At 45.0% G+C, this 15,576-nt stretch carries 14 protein-coding genes; 3 read left to right on the forward strand and 11 right to left on the reverse strand.

Annotation, left to right across the window (positions count from 1 at the left end):
* Positions 1-19 precede the first annotated feature (19 nt).
* From AACR75_RS05175 to trmJ, 3 genes are all read right to left on the reverse strand, one after another.
* Positions 20-1,234: an IscS subfamily cysteine desulfurase gene (locus AACR75_RS05175; RefSeq protein WP_013857499.1), complete on the reverse strand. Its 1,215-nt coding sequence runs from the start codon at positions 1,232-1,234 to the stop codon at positions 20-22.
* Positions 1,235-1,260: 26 nt separating this feature from the next.
* Positions 1,261-1,782 carry a Fe-S cluster assembly transcriptional regulator IscR gene (iscR, locus tag AACR75_RS05180; protein ID WP_026027698.1) on the reverse strand — a complete coding sequence of 174 codons (522 nt, stop codon included), beginning with the start codon at positions 1,780-1,782 and terminating at the stop codon, positions 1,261-1,263.
* A 115-nt stretch (positions 1,783-1,897) separates the two neighbouring features.
* Positions 1,898-2,626 (reverse strand): tRNA (cytosine(32)/uridine(32)-2'-O)-methyltransferase TrmJ, encoded by a 729-nt coding sequence (trmJ, locus tag AACR75_RS05185; protein ID WP_047689037.1) that lies wholly within the window; start codon positions 2,624-2,626, stop codon positions 1,898-1,900.
* A gap of 177 nt (positions 2,627-2,803) precedes the next feature.
* On the opposite strand from trmJ, the gene suhB reads away from it, so the two are divergent.
* Positions 2,804-3,607, forward strand: a complete 804-nt coding sequence (gene suhB, locus AACR75_RS05190) for an inositol-1-monophosphatase (protein WP_013857502.1) — start codon at positions 2,804-2,806, stop codon at positions 3,605-3,607.
* 177 nt (positions 3,608-3,784) lie between these two features.
* On the opposite strand, the gene secF is transcribed toward suhB, so the two are convergent.
* The 5 genes from secF to queA form a co-directional block, all read right to left on the reverse strand.
* Positions 3,785-4,732 (reverse strand): protein translocase subunit SecF, encoded by a 948-nt coding sequence (secF, locus tag AACR75_RS05195; RefSeq protein ID WP_013857503.1) that lies wholly within the window; start codon positions 4,730-4,732, stop codon positions 3,785-3,787.
* A gap of 14 nt (positions 4,733-4,746) precedes the next feature.
* On the reverse strand, positions 4,747-6,603 hold the full coding sequence (gene secD, locus AACR75_RS05200; RefSeq protein WP_017044259.1) for a protein translocase subunit SecD: 1,857 nt from the start codon (positions 6,601-6,603) through the stop codon (positions 4,747-4,749).
* Between the two features lie 19 nt (positions 6,604-6,622).
* Positions 6,623-6,955, reverse strand: coding sequence for a preprotein translocase subunit YajC (gene yajC, locus AACR75_RS05205; protein ID WP_013857505.1), 333 nt, complete (start codon positions 6,953-6,955; stop codon positions 6,623-6,625).
* A gap of 107 nt (positions 6,956-7,062) precedes the next feature.
* Positions 7,063-8,193, reverse strand: a complete 1,131-nt coding sequence (gene tgt / locus AACR75_RS05210; RefSeq protein ID WP_026027700.1) for a tRNA guanosine(34) transglycosylase Tgt — start codon at positions 8,191-8,193, stop codon at positions 7,063-7,065.
* Positions 8,194-8,321: 128 nt separating this feature from the next.
* Positions 8,322-9,374, reverse strand: coding sequence for a tRNA preQ1(34) S-adenosylmethionine ribosyltransferase-isomerase QueA (queA, locus tag AACR75_RS05215; RefSeq protein WP_047689039.1), 1,053 nt, complete (start codon positions 9,372-9,374; stop codon positions 8,322-8,324).
* Positions 9,375-9,602: 228 nt separating this feature from the next.
* On the opposite strand from queA, the gene AACR75_RS05220 reads away from it, so the two are divergent.
* Positions 9,603-10,049, forward strand: a complete 447-nt coding sequence (locus AACR75_RS05220; protein ID WP_038171482.1) for a CBS domain-containing protein — start codon at positions 9,603-9,605, stop codon at positions 10,047-10,049.
* Positions 10,050-10,142: 93 nt separating this feature from the next.
* Here the strand turns inward: AACR75_RS05220 and aceA are convergent, their stop codons facing one another.
* From aceA to AACR75_RS05235, 3 genes are all read right to left on the reverse strand, one after another.
* Positions 10,143-11,453 carry an isocitrate lyase gene (gene aceA, locus AACR75_RS05225; RefSeq protein ID WP_013857509.1) on the reverse strand — a complete coding sequence of 437 codons (1,311 nt, stop codon included), beginning with the start codon at positions 11,451-11,453 and terminating at the stop codon, positions 10,143-10,145.
* Positions 11,454-11,588: 135 nt separating this feature from the next.
* Positions 11,589-13,223 carry a malate synthase A gene (gene aceB / locus AACR75_RS05230; RefSeq protein ID WP_047689042.1) on the reverse strand — a complete coding sequence of 545 codons (1,635 nt, stop codon included), beginning with the start codon at positions 13,221-13,223 and terminating at the stop codon, positions 11,589-11,591.
* Between the two features lie 592 nt (positions 13,224-13,815).
* Positions 13,816-14,718: a hydrogen peroxide-inducible genes activator gene (locus AACR75_RS05235; RefSeq protein WP_013857512.1), complete on the reverse strand. Its 903-nt coding sequence runs from the start codon at positions 14,716-14,718 to the stop codon at positions 13,816-13,818.
* Between the two features lie 196 nt (positions 14,719-14,914).
* Between AACR75_RS05235 and AACR75_RS05240 the strand changes: the two genes are divergently transcribed.
* A complete protein-coding gene (locus AACR75_RS05240) occupies positions 14,915-15,526 on the forward strand; it encodes a peroxiredoxin C (RefSeq protein WP_047689045.1) in 612 nt (203 codons plus the stop codon).
* Positions 15,527-15,576: the final 50 nt, after the last annotated feature.

The following is a 15,576-nucleotide window of genomic DNA, read 5'->3' on the forward strand; positions in this document are numbered from 1 at the left end:
ACCAGTGCCTTTTAAAGGACTAGTGATGTGCCCATTCAACGGTGTTTAAATCCACACCCTCTTGATACATATCCCATAGAGGAGACATGTCACGTAATTTGCTTACGGCTACGCGGATTTGTTCAACGGCGTAGTCCACTTCTTCTTCGGTCGTAAAACGGCCAAATGAGAAACGAATCGAGCTGTGCGCCATTTCATCGTTCAAACCAAGCGCACGCAGTACATATGACGGCTCTAAGCTGGCCGACGTACAAGCACTACCTGATGATACCGCTAAGTCTTTTAAAGACATCAGTAGCGATTCGCCTTCAACAAAGGCAAAACTAATATTCAGGTTGTGCGGAACACGCTGATCTAAATCGCCATTCACACTCACGGCTTCCATGTCTTGTACACCAGCGAGTAGACGATCACGCAATGCTTTTGCGTGGTCAAAATCTTTTTGCATGTCTTGCTTAGCAATACGGAATGCTTCACCCATACCTACGATTTGGTGCGTTGGTAATGTGCCTGAACGGAAACCACGTTCATGGCCGCCACCGTGCATTTGCGCTTCAAGGCGAATACGAGGTTTACGGCGAACATATAATGCGCCAATCCCTTTAGGTCCATACGCTTTATGCGCAGAAAGGGAGATAAGATCCACTTTCATTTCTTGTACATCAAGGGGAATTTTACCGGCAGATTGCGCTGCATCTACGTGGAAAATTATCTTGCGTTCACGGCAAAGCTCACCGATCGCCATGATGTCCTGAATTACGCCAATTTCGTTGTTCACGTGCATGATCGACACCAAAATTGTGTCATCACGCATTGCCGCTTCTAATTTTTTTAGATCAATCAAGCCATTCGATTCTGGCTCAAGATAGGTCACTTCATAACCTTCACGCTCAAGCTGACGACATGGATCAAGCACCGCTTTATGCTCGGTTTTACAGGTGATGATATGCTTACCTTGCTTGGCATAGAAATGCGCCACACCTTTGATCGCGAGGTTATCTGACTCTGTCGCACCGGATGTGAATACGATTTCGCGAGGATCAGCATTAAGCAGTTCAGCAATTTGCTCACGCGCAGTGTCTACGGCTTCTTCTGCCTGCCAGCCATAACGGTGCGATCGCGATGCCGGATTACCAAAAACACCATCCATCGTCATGTACTGAACCATCTTTTCAGCCACGCGAGGGTCAACTGGACAGGTAGCTGAATAGTCAAAATAAATAGGCAGTTTCATTTTCTACTCCAATGTAAACATTGCCGCTATGAGCGGGCATTAAGACCTACGGGCACCGAGCCGATAATCACGGTATTGGTATTTTTATTGGTTAACCCGTGGTTCACCGTCAGGCCCAAGCCTTGGCGGTCAGAAATTTCTAGTACTTCATTATCAATCATTAACTCGCCAAGAGTAATGTTGTTCAGAAAGTCACTAATGCGAGAGCTAAGATCTCGCCATAACGTATGTGTTAAGCAGCGAGTACCACCTTGGCAGTCGGCTCTTCCATTACATTTTGTTGCATCAACTGATTCATCAACAGCGGCAATCACAGTACCAATCGAAATTGAGCAGGCATCTGCACCTAAGCGGTATCCACCACCTGGACCACGTACACTAGCAACTAGCCCCGCTTTACGCAGTTTAGAAAACAGCTGCTCAAGGTAAGAGAGCGAAATGCCTTGCCGTTCGGAAATATCCGCCAGTGGCACTGGGGTTTGTTGCGAATGCAGAGCCACATCTAACATGGCTGTAACCGCATATCTTCCTTTAGATGTAAGTCTCATATCACCGTATCCACATTGATTATGTGGTTGGAATTTTTCCATACCTGACTAAATAGGTCAAGTATTTATTTGACTAATTTAGTCAGGTATTTAACCCTATTATTAATCTGGATAATTATTGATTGCTGCGATGCTTCTCAATTGAGGTCAACACACCACGTAATATATTGATTTCTTGAGACTCTGGACGCGAACGAGAAAATAGCCGACGGAGTTTATTCATGATCTGTCCCGGCTGTCCCTTTGAAATAAACTGTGTCTGTATCATTACCTTTTCAAGATGCTGATAGAACATTTCCAATTCGTGATGCAGAGGATACGCTTCTTCTGGCTGGGCTTGATAACCTTTTTTTTCATTATTTAGATAGGCAACACGCACCTCATAACTCAATGTTTGTACGGCCATCGCAAGGTTTAACGAACTGTATTCAGGATTAGCCGGAATGCATACATGAAAATGGCATTTTTGCAGTTCATCGTTGGTCAGCCCGGTTTTTTCTCGGCCAAACACTAAAGCAACCGGGTATTGCTGCCCCTCTTGCGCCAATTTTTCACCACATTCACGTGGTTCAAGCATTGGCCATTCTAAAGTTCGTGAGCGTGCACTTGACCCAACCACCAGGCCACAATCTGCGACAGCCTGCTCTAGCGTATCCACGACCTCCGCATTTAAAGCAATGTCGCTTGCTCCAGCAGCTAGAGCGATCGCTTGAGCGTCTACCTCGCATTGAGGCGAAACCAAAATCATTTTACTTAGGCCCATGACCTTCATCGCTCGGGCAGCAGAACCAATATTTCCTGAATGAGATGTCCCTACTAAAATGATTTTTACATTGTCTAGCATTACGTTGTACGCCACTCTATTTTAAACGACAGAATACTAACATAAACCTGACTAAAATGGTCAGGTCCTTTAGCTACACATGAACAACCGAGCAAAAAATAGCCACTTCCTTTTTAATAAAACTTTGTTATACTGCTGCCCGCTTTTTCGTTCTTTAACATCCGTTGGGAAAACTGTATGCATCCAATGCTAAACATTGCTATTCGCGCTGCGCGAAAAGCTGGTAACCATATTGCTAAATCACTAGAAAATACTGAGAAAATCGAAACAACTCAGAAAGGGACTAATGACTTTGTTACTAACGTAGACAAAGAAGCAGAAACTATGATCATCGATACAATCAAAAGTTCTTACCCAGAACACAGTATCGTTGCTGAAGAAAACGGGCTTATCGACGGTAAAGATAAGGACGTTCAATGGATCATCGACCCACTGGATGGCACAACAAACTTCGTCAAAGGTTTACCCCACTTCGCCGTTTCCATCGCGGTTCGCATTAAAGGCAAAACAGAAGTTGCTTGTGTTTATGACCCAATGCGCAATGAGCTGTTTACCGCTCAACGTGGTGCTGGTGCGCAATTAAACAACTCACGCCTTCGTGTTAAACAGTTAAAAGATCTTCAAGGCACTATTCTCGCTACTGGTTTCCCATACAAACAAAAGCAACATGCCGAATCTTTCATGAAAATCATGTCTGCACTGTTTGTTGAATGTGCTGATTTCCGTCGTACTGGTTCTCCTGCGCTTGATTTATGTTACCTAGCTTCAAACCGTGTCGATGGTTACTTTGAACTGGGTTTAAGACCTTGGAATTTAGCCGCTGGCGAGCTGATCGCTCGTGAAGCAGGCGTTATTCTTACCGATTTCTCTGGCGGTACTGAATACATGAAATCGGGCAACATTGTAGGTTCAAGTGCCCGTGGTGTTAAAGCGATTCTGAAACACATTCGTGATAACGGTAACAGCGCTATTCTTAAATAGGTTGCACTAAATACCATCAACACCGTCAAAATTGATTCAAGCCTCGTATAGCAATATACGAGGCTTTTTTAGTTTCGTTTTATACTTTGCTACTTAGAGTGACCGCGGTGTGGGATGGGGTAGAAAAAAGCCGCAGAATATTCTGCGGCTTTGGCTATTTAAGAAACTTTCAGGCTGCTAAGGAAGTTCGTCGAACTCCGCACCCTCTTTTTCCACTTGAGGTGGAAGTAGGTGCTCACGGGTAATTCCTAATTTCAATGCCAACGCTGATGCGACATAGATAGATGAATAAGTACCCACGGTGATACCGAGCAGTAAAGCGGTGGCAAAACCATGTATGTTCGCCCCACCTTGCACAAAGAGTGCGATCACCACCAGCAAGGTGGTTCCCGATGTAATCAAAGTCCGGCTCAAGGTTTGGGTAATTGAGCTGTTCATGATCTCGGCTGAATCACCTTTACGCAATTTACGGAAGTTTTCACGGATACGGTCAAATACCACAATCGTATCGTTGAGCGAGTAACCGACAACGGTCAGCAAAGCGGCAACAATCGTTAAATCAACCTCAATTTGCATGATAGAGAAGATGCCAAGCGTGATGATCACATCGTGTGCCAATGACATCACCGCACCCGCTGCGAGCCGCCATTCAAAACGAACAGAGACGTAAAGCAAAATACAGATGAGCGAAGCTAAAATCGCTAAACCTCCTGCTTCAGCTAATTCATCGCCCACATTCGGACCAACGAACTCAATGCGACGCATCTCGACACTTTTTCCTGTCCCCTCTTTAATAGCAGAAAGAATTTGATTGCCTAACGTCTCGCCAACCATGTCAGCACGTGGACGAAGACGAACCATCACTTCGCGCGCGGAACCGAAATTCTGCACCGTCGCATCGCCAAACCCTTTCGCTTCCAAAGCACTGCGGATATCTTCAAGATTAGCTGGGTGTTCAAACCCAACTTCAATCAAAGTACCGCCGGTGAAGTCCAGTCCCCAGTTCAACCACTTGGTTGATAAAGTGAAAATAGACGCACCAATCATTAAAAGAGAGAATAAAAACGCAAATTTAGACCAACGCATAAAGTCGATCGTTTTATCTGCTTTTAGAATCTGAAACATAGTAATTCCTAGCCTTAGATCGACAATTTTTTAATGCGTTTACCACCATATAACAGGTTCACAATACAGCGAGTCCCGATAATAGCGGTAAACATTGAGGTTAAAATACCGATAGAAAGTGTGACGGCAAACCCTTTGATGGCTCCAGTACCCACAGCAAATAGAATGATTGCCGTAATCAACGTAGTGATGTTGGCATCAGCAATGGTACTGAACGCGTTAGCATAGCCTTGGTGGATAGCTTGTTGTGGGTTTCGTCCATCACGGAGCTCTTCACGAATACGCTCGAAGATCAGAACGTTAGCATCCACGGCCATACCAACCGTCAATACGATGCCCGCAATACCCGGCAAGGTCATTGTCGCCCCTGGGATCATCGACATCACACCAATAATGAGCACAAGGTTCGCCATCAATGCAATATTGGCAATCAAGCCAAAACCACGGTAGTAAAGCAGCGTAAAGAGCATCACCGCAACCATACCCCAGATGCAGGCTTGAATGCCCATATCGATATTTTGCTGCCCCATTGATGGACCAATGGTACGCTCTTCAACAATAGAGATTGGCGCAATTAACGCACCTGCACGCAGTAAAAGTGCAAGGTTTTGAGCTTCTGCAGCAGAATCAATTCCCGTGATACGGAAGTTACGCCCAAGAGCCGACTGAATCGTTGCTTGGTTGATCACTTCTTCATGCTTATCCAGAATCACTTTGCCATCAGGTGTCCGACGGCCGCTGTCTTTGTACTCTGCAAATACCGTTGCCATAAGCTTGCCAATGTTCTTTTTAGAGAACGCCGACATCTTATTTCCGCCTTCGCTATCTAACGAAATGTTCACTTGCGGGCGACCATATTCATCCATGCTAGAGCTGGCATCCGTGATACTTTGACCACCTAGAATCACGCGTTTTTTCAAGACAACCGGGCGACCATTACGATCAGATTTGATTTCACTCCCAGCAGGAGCACGACCAGAAGCCGCGGCGGCTAAATCAGCCTTGTCATCAACTTCACGAAACTCAAGAGTCGCGGTTGCGCCAAGAATCTCTTTAGCACGAGCGGTATCTTGAACCCCCGGTAACTCAACCACAATGCGGCTGGCACCTTGACGCTGCACTAAGGGTTCAGCGACCCCTAATTCGTTAACACGGTTACGCAAAATCGTGATGTTCTGCTCAACGGCGTAATTTCGAACTTCCTGCAAACGCTGCTCAGTAAATTGAGCAATCAGCGCAAATCGACCGTCAGCCTTAGACGTAGTAAAAGTCATATCAGGATGTTTCGACGTTAATGCTTGCTGTGCTTGCTCTAATTGCTCATCGTCACGCAAAGTGACTTCCACTCGGTCGTTGCCCACTGAGCGAATGGCGCGGTAGCGAATTTTGTCATCACGCAGTTCGCTGCGAAACGCTTCTTCTTGCTGGCCAATCAATTTTTCCATTGCGGCATCCATATCCACTTCCATTAAGAAGTGAACACCACCACGCAGATCAAGGCCAAGCTTCATCGGTGCCGCGCCAATCGATTCCAACCAAGAAGGCGTTGAAGGAGCAAGGTTAAGTGCAACAATTGTATCTTTGCCTAACGCTTCACTCACCACATCACGCGCACTGATTTGAGTATCGGTATCGTTAAATCGAACAAGAATTGATCCATTCTCTAGAGCAATGGATTTATGAGAAAGGCTCTCTTTATCAAGAGCTTTGGTGACAGCATCCAGCGTTGACATATCAACAGAGGCGCCACGCGCCCCTGTAATTTGAATTGCCGGATCTTCACCGTAAATATTTGGAAGTGCATATAAAGCAGAGAGAGTGATGGCGAACACCACTAACAAATACTTCCATAACGGATAACGGTTTAGCACAGCAAGGATCCTTTAGCTGTTATAAAGACTTAAGCGTACCTTTTGGTAGCACCGCTGTAATGAAATCTTTTTTGATCACAATTTCATTGTTCACATTCAGTTCGATAGAAATGTAATCGCTGTCTTCTGCGATTTTAGTGATTTTACCCACTAAACCGCCACTGGTTAACACTTCATCACCTTTAGTCATGGCGGCCATCAAACTTTTATGCTCTTTAACACGTTTGGCTTGTGGGCGGTAAATCATGAAGTAGAAAATAACCGCAAACATACCAAGCATGATCAGCATTTCATAACCGCCACCTTGTGATGCACCTTCACCTGCTGCGTGTGCTACAGAAATTAAACTCATTGAAAACGTCCTCTAAAATATTGTTGTGTAATGTAATTCTAATTGGGCTGCGTTGGCTTAATTTCAAGTTTATCACTTCACAAATCAAGCAAAACGCAGCAAAACCGTTATTGGCCCATTGGTGGAACTTCACGATTGCGACGAGCATAAAACTCCTCAACAAACGCGTCGAAACGATCTTCTTCAATCGCTAAACGAATACTTGCCATCAGGCGTTGGTAATAACGTAAGTTATGAATAGTATTTAAACGCGCACCCAGAATTTCGTTACAACGATCCAGATGGTGTAAATACGACTTCGAATAATTTTTGCAAGTGTAACAGTCACAATGCGGATCCAGCGCAGTTGTATCGGTTTTATGTACTGCATTACGGATCTTGATCACACCACCCGTCACAAATAGATGGCCATTACGTGCATTTCGCGTTGGCATCACACAGTCAAACATATCGATACCGCGACGTACCCCTTCTACTAAGTCTTCAGGTTTACCGACACCCATCAGGTAGCGTGGTTTGTCTTCTGGCAATTGTGGACAAGTGTGCTCAAGTACACGGTGCATGTCTTCTTTAGGTTCACCCACCGCTAAGCCACCAACCGCGTAGCCATCAAATCCGATCTCGGTTAAGCCTTTCACGGAAACATCACGCAAATCTTCGTAAACACTGCCTTGCACGATACCAAATAGCGAGTTGGTGTTCTCTAATTTGTCGAAATGGTCACGTGAACGCTGCGCCCAACGTAAAGACATCTCCATTGATTTTTTCGCTTCGTCGTGCGTCGCAGGGTACGGCGTACACTCATCGAAAATCATCACAATGTCAGAGCCCAGATCTTTTTGAATTTCCATCGACTTTTCTGCGTCCATGAAAATCTTGTCACCATTGACTGGGTTACGAAAATGCACCCCTTCTTCTGTGATTTTGCGAATATCACCCAAGCTAAACACTTGGAAACCACCTGAATCGGTGAGGATCGGGCCTTGCCAATTCATAAAATCATGCAAGTCGCCGTGCATTTTCATCACTTCTTGGCCAGGGCGCAGCCACAGGTGAAAAGTATTACCGAGCAAAATTTCTGCGCCCGTCTCTTTTACTTCTTCCGGTGTCATGCCCTTTACTGTGCCGTAAGTACCTACAGGCATGAATGCCGGTGTTTGCACAGTGCCACGTTCAAAGGTTAATTGCCCACGGCGAGCATTTCCGTTTTTCTTTTTAAGTTCGTATGTTAACTTCACGAAGCCTCCAATGTCAGAGAAACAGTCTGACGTATCATGATTAGGTGCAAGCACCCCTCTAGAGCGGTCGCCAATTCCTAGCGAAAAACGAAGCGGAGCTTCTTCTCCTAGCGTAATGCTAGCACTCGTTAATTGGTGTTCTTGGTGATAAACATCGCATCACCATAACTAAAGAAACGATATTGATGTTTCACGGCATGCGCGTACGCGGCCATAGTATGCTCATAACCTGCAAAAGCGCTGACGAGCATAATCAGTGTCGACTCTGGTAAGTGGAAGTTAGTGATTAAGCAATCCACCAACTGATACTCATAACCAGGGAAGATGAAAATTTCAGTGTCACCGAAAAAAGGAACCAGCTCAGTGCCCTTTTTAAGCGCATCTTGCGCGGCACTTTCCAGTGAGCGCACCGACGTAGTTCCAACAGCGATCACTCGGCCACCCCGCGCTTTCGTCGCGTTGACAGCATCGACTACCTCTTGTGGCACTTCAACATATTCTGCATGCATATGGTGATCGTGAATATTGTCGACTCGTACTGGCTGGAAGGTTCCAGCGCCAACATGCAAAGTTACGTAAGCAAATTCGACGCCTTTCGCTTTGATTTGCTCAAGCAGAGCCTCATCGAAATGCAAACCGGCGGTCGGTGCAGCGACAGCTCCCGGTTTTTGGTTGTATACGGTTTGATAACGCTCTTTATCAGCATCTTCATCAGGGCGGTCAATGTAAGGCGGCAACGGCATATGGCCAATCTCGTTTAAGATCTCCAGTACCGTATTTGACGCTGTAAAACGAATCTCGAACAGCGCGTCATGGCGAGCCACCATGTGTGCATGATATTCGTCATGCTCTCCTAAATACAACTCACTGCCCGGTTTTGGCGGCTTAGATGAGCGAACATGAGCTAAAATCGTCTGTTCATCCAACATTCGTTCGACCAATACTTCCAGTTTACCGCCTGAAGCTTTGCGCCCAAACATGCGAGCCGGAATGACACGTGTATTGTTAAAAACCAATAAATCGCCGGGCTGAACTCGGTCAAGAACGTCTTTAAATGAGCCATCCGCCAGTTCACCGCTGTTACCGTCTAATTGCAGTAAGCGACTCGCCGTACGTTCAGCCGTTGGGTAACGAGCAATCAGCTCATCGGGAAGTTCAAAGTGAAAGTCTGAAACTTGCATAGTTCTTATCTTGTTCGTTTTGAGTGGATGACGTAATTTTTTTAAGCGCCGTAGTATATACGTAAACACCTTCGCTCGTCAGACCCAGATCTAAATTTAATGTAATTAAACATGAAAATGGCACCCAATCTTTACGCATCAATCAAAGTAAAAATAGCGGGAGCTCTCAGATATTTTGCGCAGAAAAAACTATAGTTGAATCAGGTCAATAATAAAAAGGAGCTCGTTATGATCAAAATTGAAGACATGATGACTCGCAACCCCCATACCCTGTTGCGTACACACACGTTAGCCGATGCTAAGCACACTATGGAAGCGTTGGATATTCGCCATATCCCTATCGTCGATCCACACAAAAAACTACTCGGTATCATTACTCATCGAGATATTCTTGCCGCGCAAGAGTCGAGCTTAAAAAACATCCCTGAAGATCAATCATATACACTGACAACGCCGTTATATGAGGTGATGCATACTGAAATTATGACGGTTGACCCGCGAGCGGGGTTAAAAGAGAGTGCTATCTACATGCAAAAACATAAAGTAGGCTGCTTACCCGTTGTAGATAAAGGCCAACTAGTGGGCATTATTACTGACACGGACTTTATTGGGGTAGCTGTTACCTTACTTGAGCTACAAGAAGAGAGTGAACCGGACGAAGTCGATATTGAATAACGCTCACTCCCTAATATAAGTGCCTCACATAAAAAAGAGCGGCTTACGCCGCTCAAAGGTGTTACACAGATAATGATTGGGAAGTATCGCTAATTAAAATTGGTCTTCTTCAGTAGAGCCCGTTAACGCGGTCACGGAAGAGCTGCCACCTTGGATGGTATTGGTCATCCGGTCAAAGTAACCCGTTCCCACCTCTTGTTGGTGTGCAACAAAGGTATAACCTCTTGATGCTGCTTCAAACTCTGGACGCTGAACTTTCTCAACGTAATGACGCATACCTTCGCCTTGCGCGTAAGCATGTGCTAACTCAAACATGTTGTACCACATGTTATGAATGCCCGCTAAGGTGATGAATTGATATTTGTACCCCATGTCCGACAACTCTTGCTGGAAACGAGCAATGGTGTCTGCGTCTAAGTTTTTCTCCCAGTTGAAAGAGGGAGAACAGTTATAAGCCAGCAGTTGATCTGGGTATTGCGCTAGAATTGCTTCGGCAAATTGGCGGGCTTCATCCAAATCAGGCTTAGCGGTTTCACACCACACGAGATCAGCATACGGCGCGTAAGCGAGACCGCGTGAAATCGCTTGCTCAATCCCAGCATTCACGCGATAGAAACCTTCTTGAGTACGCTCACCTTGGATAAAATCACGATCGTATGCGTCGCAATCCGAGGTCAGTAGATCCGCCGCGTTTGCATCAGTACGAGCAATGACCAAAGTGGTTGTCCCTGATACGTCAGCGGCCAAACGTGCCGCAATCAATTTTTGAACCGCTTCTTGAGTCGGAACCAGAACCTTGCCGCCCATGTGTCCGCATTTTTTTACTGACGCCAACTGATCTTCAAAGTGCACACCGGCCGCCCCTGCTTCAATCATCGACTTCATCAACTCGTAAGCATTGAGTACGCCACCAAAACCGGCTTCAGCATCAGCAACAATCGGTAAGAAGTAATCAATACCACCTTCATCTTCCGGTGATTTTCCGGCCGCCCACTGAATTTGATCGGCACGACGAAACGAGTTGTTGATGCGCTTGACCACCGATGGAACAGAATCGACTGGATAGAGCGATTGGTCTGGGTACATGGTGGAAGCGGTGTTGTTGTCTGCTGCTACTTGCCAGCCGGAGAGATAAATCGCCTCAATTCCCGCTTTGGCTTGTTGTACCGCTTGACCACCTGTCAATGCACCCAAACAGTTCACATAACCTTTTTTGGCACTGCCGTTAACCAGTGACCACAATTTATCAGCGCCACGTTGGGCCAAGGTGTTGGCTGGAGTGATTGAACCGCGCAGGTCAACCACTTCAGCAGCAGTATAAGTACGCTTTACATTTTTCCAGCGTGGGTTGGTTGCCCAATCTTTTTCTAGAGCTTCGATTTGTTGGCGGCGAGTTAATGTCATGGTCTATCCCTCTTATTTTGATGCGCAAGCGCACTGTCATCCTTTTCTCAGCAGTACGACCTATTCTGCTTTTGAAAACAGCTTCACGTTATTGGTTGTCAGTAATTGGTTATTGGTTATTGGTTTCAAATCTCATCAATCTAGGTAGTCATAACCCGGAACGGTGAGAAAATGTGTCAGCTCATCGCTGGTAGTTAAGCGAGCCATCAATTGTGCCGCTTCGCTAAAGCGTCCTTGTGCAAATCGCTGCGTGCCGATTTCCTGTTTCACGACTTCAATTTCTTGCGCAAGATACTGCTCAAAAAGCGCTTTGGTAACAATCTGACCGTTATCCAAGGCTTTTCCATGCTTGATCCATTGCCATATTGACGCTCGAGAAATCTCTGCGGTCGCCGCATCTTCCATCAACCCATAAATGGGGACACAGCCATTGCCGGAGATCCATGCTTCGATGTACTGAAGTGCAACTCGAATATTATGACGCATGCCATGCTCGGTACGTTCCCCTTCACTCGGGGTCAATAGCTCATTGGCATAAATCGGCGCATCAGACAGACGCGTAACATCTAATTGGTTACAACGCTCGCCAAGTACTTGGTCAAAGACCGCTTTTGCCGTATCCGCTAAACCGGGATGGGCAACCCAAGTACCGTCATGACCATTATTGGCTTCGAGCAATTTATCGTGATGAATTTTATCGAGAACCAACTGATTTTCTTGGGGATCTTTAGCTGGAATGAACGCGGCCATACCGCCCATCGCAAATGCGCCACGCTTATGACAGGTGTAGATCAGTAAGCGTGAATAGGCGTTAAGAAACGGCTTTTCCATTGTGACAACTTGGCGATCTGGTAGCACCCGATCCGGATAATTTTTCAATGTCTTGATATAACTGAAAATGTAATCCCAGCGGCCACAATTTAAGCCGACAATGTGTTCTTTAAGCGAGAACAATATTTCGTCCATCTCGAACACGGCGGGTAAGGTTTCAATCAATACGGTGGCTTTAATGGTGCCAGTTTCTAACCCAAAATACTCTTCAGTAAAATGGAAAACGTCACTCCACCACTTTGCTTCTTGATAGGCCTGAAGTTTTGGAAGATAAAAATAAGGGCCACTGCCTTTTTTAAGCAATGATTTATAGTTGTTGTAAAAGTAGAGTGCAAAATCAAACAGCGAACCCGGAATACTTTGCCCTGCATATTTAACATGCTTTTCTTTAAGGTGCAGACCGCGTACCCGACAAATGAGCACCGCTGGGTTATCTTTAAGCTGGTAGCACTTACCATTGTCAGGATTGGTATAGCTAATGGTTCCTTCAATGGCATCACGCAAATTGACTTGCCCATCCAGCACTTTATCCCATGCTGGTGACATCGAATCCTCAAAATCCGCCATGAACACTTTGACGTTAGCATTCAATGCATTGATCACCATTTTTCGGTCGGTTGGCCCCGTAATCTCCACTCGGCGATCTTGTAAATCGTGTGGGATACCGAGAATTTTCCAGCTACCTTCGCGAATATCTTGCGTATCCTTGAGAAAATCCGGCAGTTCTCCGTTATCAATACGTGTTTGTCGCTCTTCTCGTGCATCCAGCAGCGAATCAACACGGCTTGCAAATTTAGCACACAGAGTGGACAAGAAGATTTGGGCTTCTGAAGGGAAAATAGCTTGGTGATGTGAGCCAACGGCACCAACAACCTCAAGCTTGGCTTCGTGGTGTTCTTTGCTGAGTGCTAACTCTGTTTCTGGGGTCTGTGCAAACATAACGTTCTTCCTTAAAACCATTCCAACTACATTTGTAATTTAAAAACCACAAATTCAAATGCTCATTTTTTGCTATCCACTGACTTATCTCTACCGACACTTTCTCTCAGTCAATCCAATATTTCAAGCCTAACCAAGCTAGACATAAGTCTTACAAAACCTTATTAAACCTTACATCAACTCATCATTCAGCAAAAGAGACAAAGTTAATGAAAGGTTAAAAACAAAGTTTTATCCCGTTTCAAACCTATGTTTGATTTCCTTGTTAAATATGAAAGTTATTACGTTATTTTATTACATGACTCAAAAAGGCAGATTTTAGTTTTAAACAGACGTTCGAAATGATGTGAGACGCAGTAAGGCTTGAATTTACGACTAACCGAGCGAGACAGATGGCTTCTTTTTAAACGCAAGAGAAAATAGGATGTGTAAAATTGTGGCTGTAAAGATTTTTGATTTTATGAAAACTTCATCAAGAATTGTTTGTAAAATTTTACAAGTTTAAAAACACTAACAGAATAAAAAACTGAAAAAAGCCACATTAAAAGTGACTTTTTGATTTTTTAGGCAAAGGAAAGAGTAAGACTAATCGCTAAAGTAAACCAGAAACCACATCCGCTAACTGCTTAAAAGTGTGAGTTCGCGATGAACTTGGCCGCCAGACTAAACCAATCTCTCGATACGCTTGCTGGCCAGGAGGCTCGATGACCACTAAATTTTGGTTTTCAACTAAGCCATGATTGATTGCCATTTGTGGAATGAAAGTCGTCCCTAAACCATTGGCGACCATCTGCACTAAGGTATGTAAACTGGTTGCGGTAAATGGATTAATTTTCTCTTTAGCGGTTAACTTGCAAGCCGACACAGCATGATCCGTTAAACAGTGCACATTTTCGAGCAAAAACACCGATTCATCAGGCAGGTCAGCATACTTGATTGGCACACGGATGCTATCCATTTGATGACGGCTGATCACCATTTTGAATGGATCAATCCCCACGACTCGGCTCTCCATTTTGCCGATATCGACAGGCAAAGCCAAAATCAACACATCAAGCTCTCCATGACGCAGTGCAGCCAAAAGGTTCGTCGTCGTATCTTCTCGTAATAATAAGTTCAACTTCGGAAAGCGGACATTCACTTCTTGCACTAAATCACACAGTAAAAATGGAGCAATGGTTGGAATACAACCCAGCTTAAGCTGACCTTGCATCTCATCGCCTTGGCAAACCTTGCCGAGTTCCACTAAATCTTGTCCTTTGGCAAGTAACTCTCTTCCTTGGCTAACAACCAGCTCTCCCGCTTGGGTAAACACTAACGGAGCTTTCTTATCCTTTTCATAAAGCGGGCAGCCTATTAATTCCTCTAAATTTTGGATCCCTTTACTTAGGGTAGATTGACTAACAAAACAACGTTCAGCGGCATCACTAAAGTGCCGTGTTTCGTAGAGTGTTACTAAATAGTGCAACTGCTTCAAACTGGGCCATTTATTCATCGTTCTACTACTATCTTGTTTGAGTACCGTTTCTGATTCCGTCATTAGAGCTCATCGCTTTTTTCGATGAGACTAATCTATTTATTTCGCTTTTTACTATCCTACAATCTGTACTATAGTTTGTCTCGTTCAAAAACGGACTGGACCAGTGCTCATCACTGGTTTGGAACTAAACCTTATTCTTAGGAGCAAAAAAATGGTACTAGTTGGTCGTAAAGCCCCTGATTTTACTGCAGCAGCTGTTCTTGGTAACGGTGAAATCGTTGATAGCTTCAACTTCGCAGAATTTACTAAAGGTAAGAAAGCGGTTGTTTTCTTCTACCCACTAGACTTCACTTTCGTTTGCCCATCAGAGCTTATCGCTTTTGACAAACGCTTCGAAGATTTCCAAGCGAAAGGCGTTGAAGTAATCGGTGTATCTATCGATTCTCAATTCTCTCACAACGCATGGCGTAATACCGCTATCGAAAAGGGTGGCATTGGCCAAGTAAAATACCCGCTAATCGCTGACGTGAAGCACGAAATCTGTAAAGCGTACGATGTTGAGCACCCAGAAGCAGGCGTTGCTTTCCGTGGTTCTTTCCTCATCGACGAAGATGGTCTTGTACGTCACCAAGTTGTGAACGACCTACCACTAGGCCGTAACATCGACGAAATGCTACGTATGGTTGATGCGCTTAACTTCCACCAAAAGAACGGTGAAGTGTGCCCAGCACAGTGGGAAGAAGGCAAAGCCGGTATGGATGCATCTCCAAAAGGTGTTGCAGCATTCCTAGCTGAGCACTCAGACGACCTAGGCAAGAAATAATTCTCCTTAGCCCGCGCTCAACTCGGGTCAATGGTTGGACATATAATAAA

The organism is Vibrio sp. ZOR0018 (assembly GCF_963865925.1).
In the GTDB taxonomy this organism is placed as follows: domain Bacteria; phylum Pseudomonadota; class Gammaproteobacteria; order Enterobacterales; family Vibrionaceae; genus Vibrio; species Vibrio anguillarum.

Bases quoted from the DNA above. Each gene is read 5' to 3' on its own strand.
- AACR75_RS05175 (WP_013857499.1), bottom strand. From the start codon at position 1,234: ATGAAACTGCCTATTTATTTTGACTATTCAGCTACCTGTCCAGTTGAC.
- iscR (WP_026027698.1), bottom strand. From the start codon at position 1,782: ATGAGACTTACATCTAAAGGAAGATATGCGGTTACAGCCATGTTAGAT.
- trmJ (WP_047689037.1), bottom strand. From the start codon at position 2,626: ATGCTAGACAATGTAAAAATCATTTTAGTAGGGACATCTCATTCAGGA.
- suhB (WP_013857502.1), top strand. From the start codon at position 2,804: ATGCATCCAATGCTAAACATTGCTATTCGCGCTGCGCGAAAAGCTGGT.
- secF (WP_013857503.1), bottom strand. From the start codon at position 4,732: ATGTTTCAGATTCTAAAAGCAGATAAAACGATCGACTTTATGCGTTGG.
- yajC (WP_013857505.1), bottom strand. From the start codon at position 6,955: ATGAGTTTAATTTCTGTAGCACACGCAGCAGGTGAAGGTGCATCACAA.
- queA (WP_047689039.1), bottom strand. From the start codon at position 9,374: ATGCAAGTTTCAGACTTTCACTTTGAACTTCCCGATGAGCTGATTGCT.
- AACR75_RS05220 (WP_038171482.1), top strand. From the start codon at position 9,603: ATGATCAAAATTGAAGACATGATGACTCGCAACCCCCATACCCTGTTG.
- aceA (WP_013857509.1), bottom strand. From the start codon at position 11,453: ATGACATTAACTCGCCGCCAACAAATCGAAGCTCTAGAAAAAGATTGG.
- aceB (WP_047689042.1), bottom strand. From the start codon at position 13,223: ATGTTTGCACAGACCCCAGAAACAGAGTTAGCACTCAGCAAAGAACAC.
- AACR75_RS05235 (WP_013857512.1), bottom strand. From the start codon at position 14,718: ATGAATAAATGGCCCAGTTTGAAGCAGTTGCACTATTTAGTAACACTC.
- AACR75_RS05240 (WP_047689045.1), top strand. From the start codon at position 14,915: ATGGTACTAGTTGGTCGTAAAGCCCCTGATTTTACTGCAGCAGCTGTT.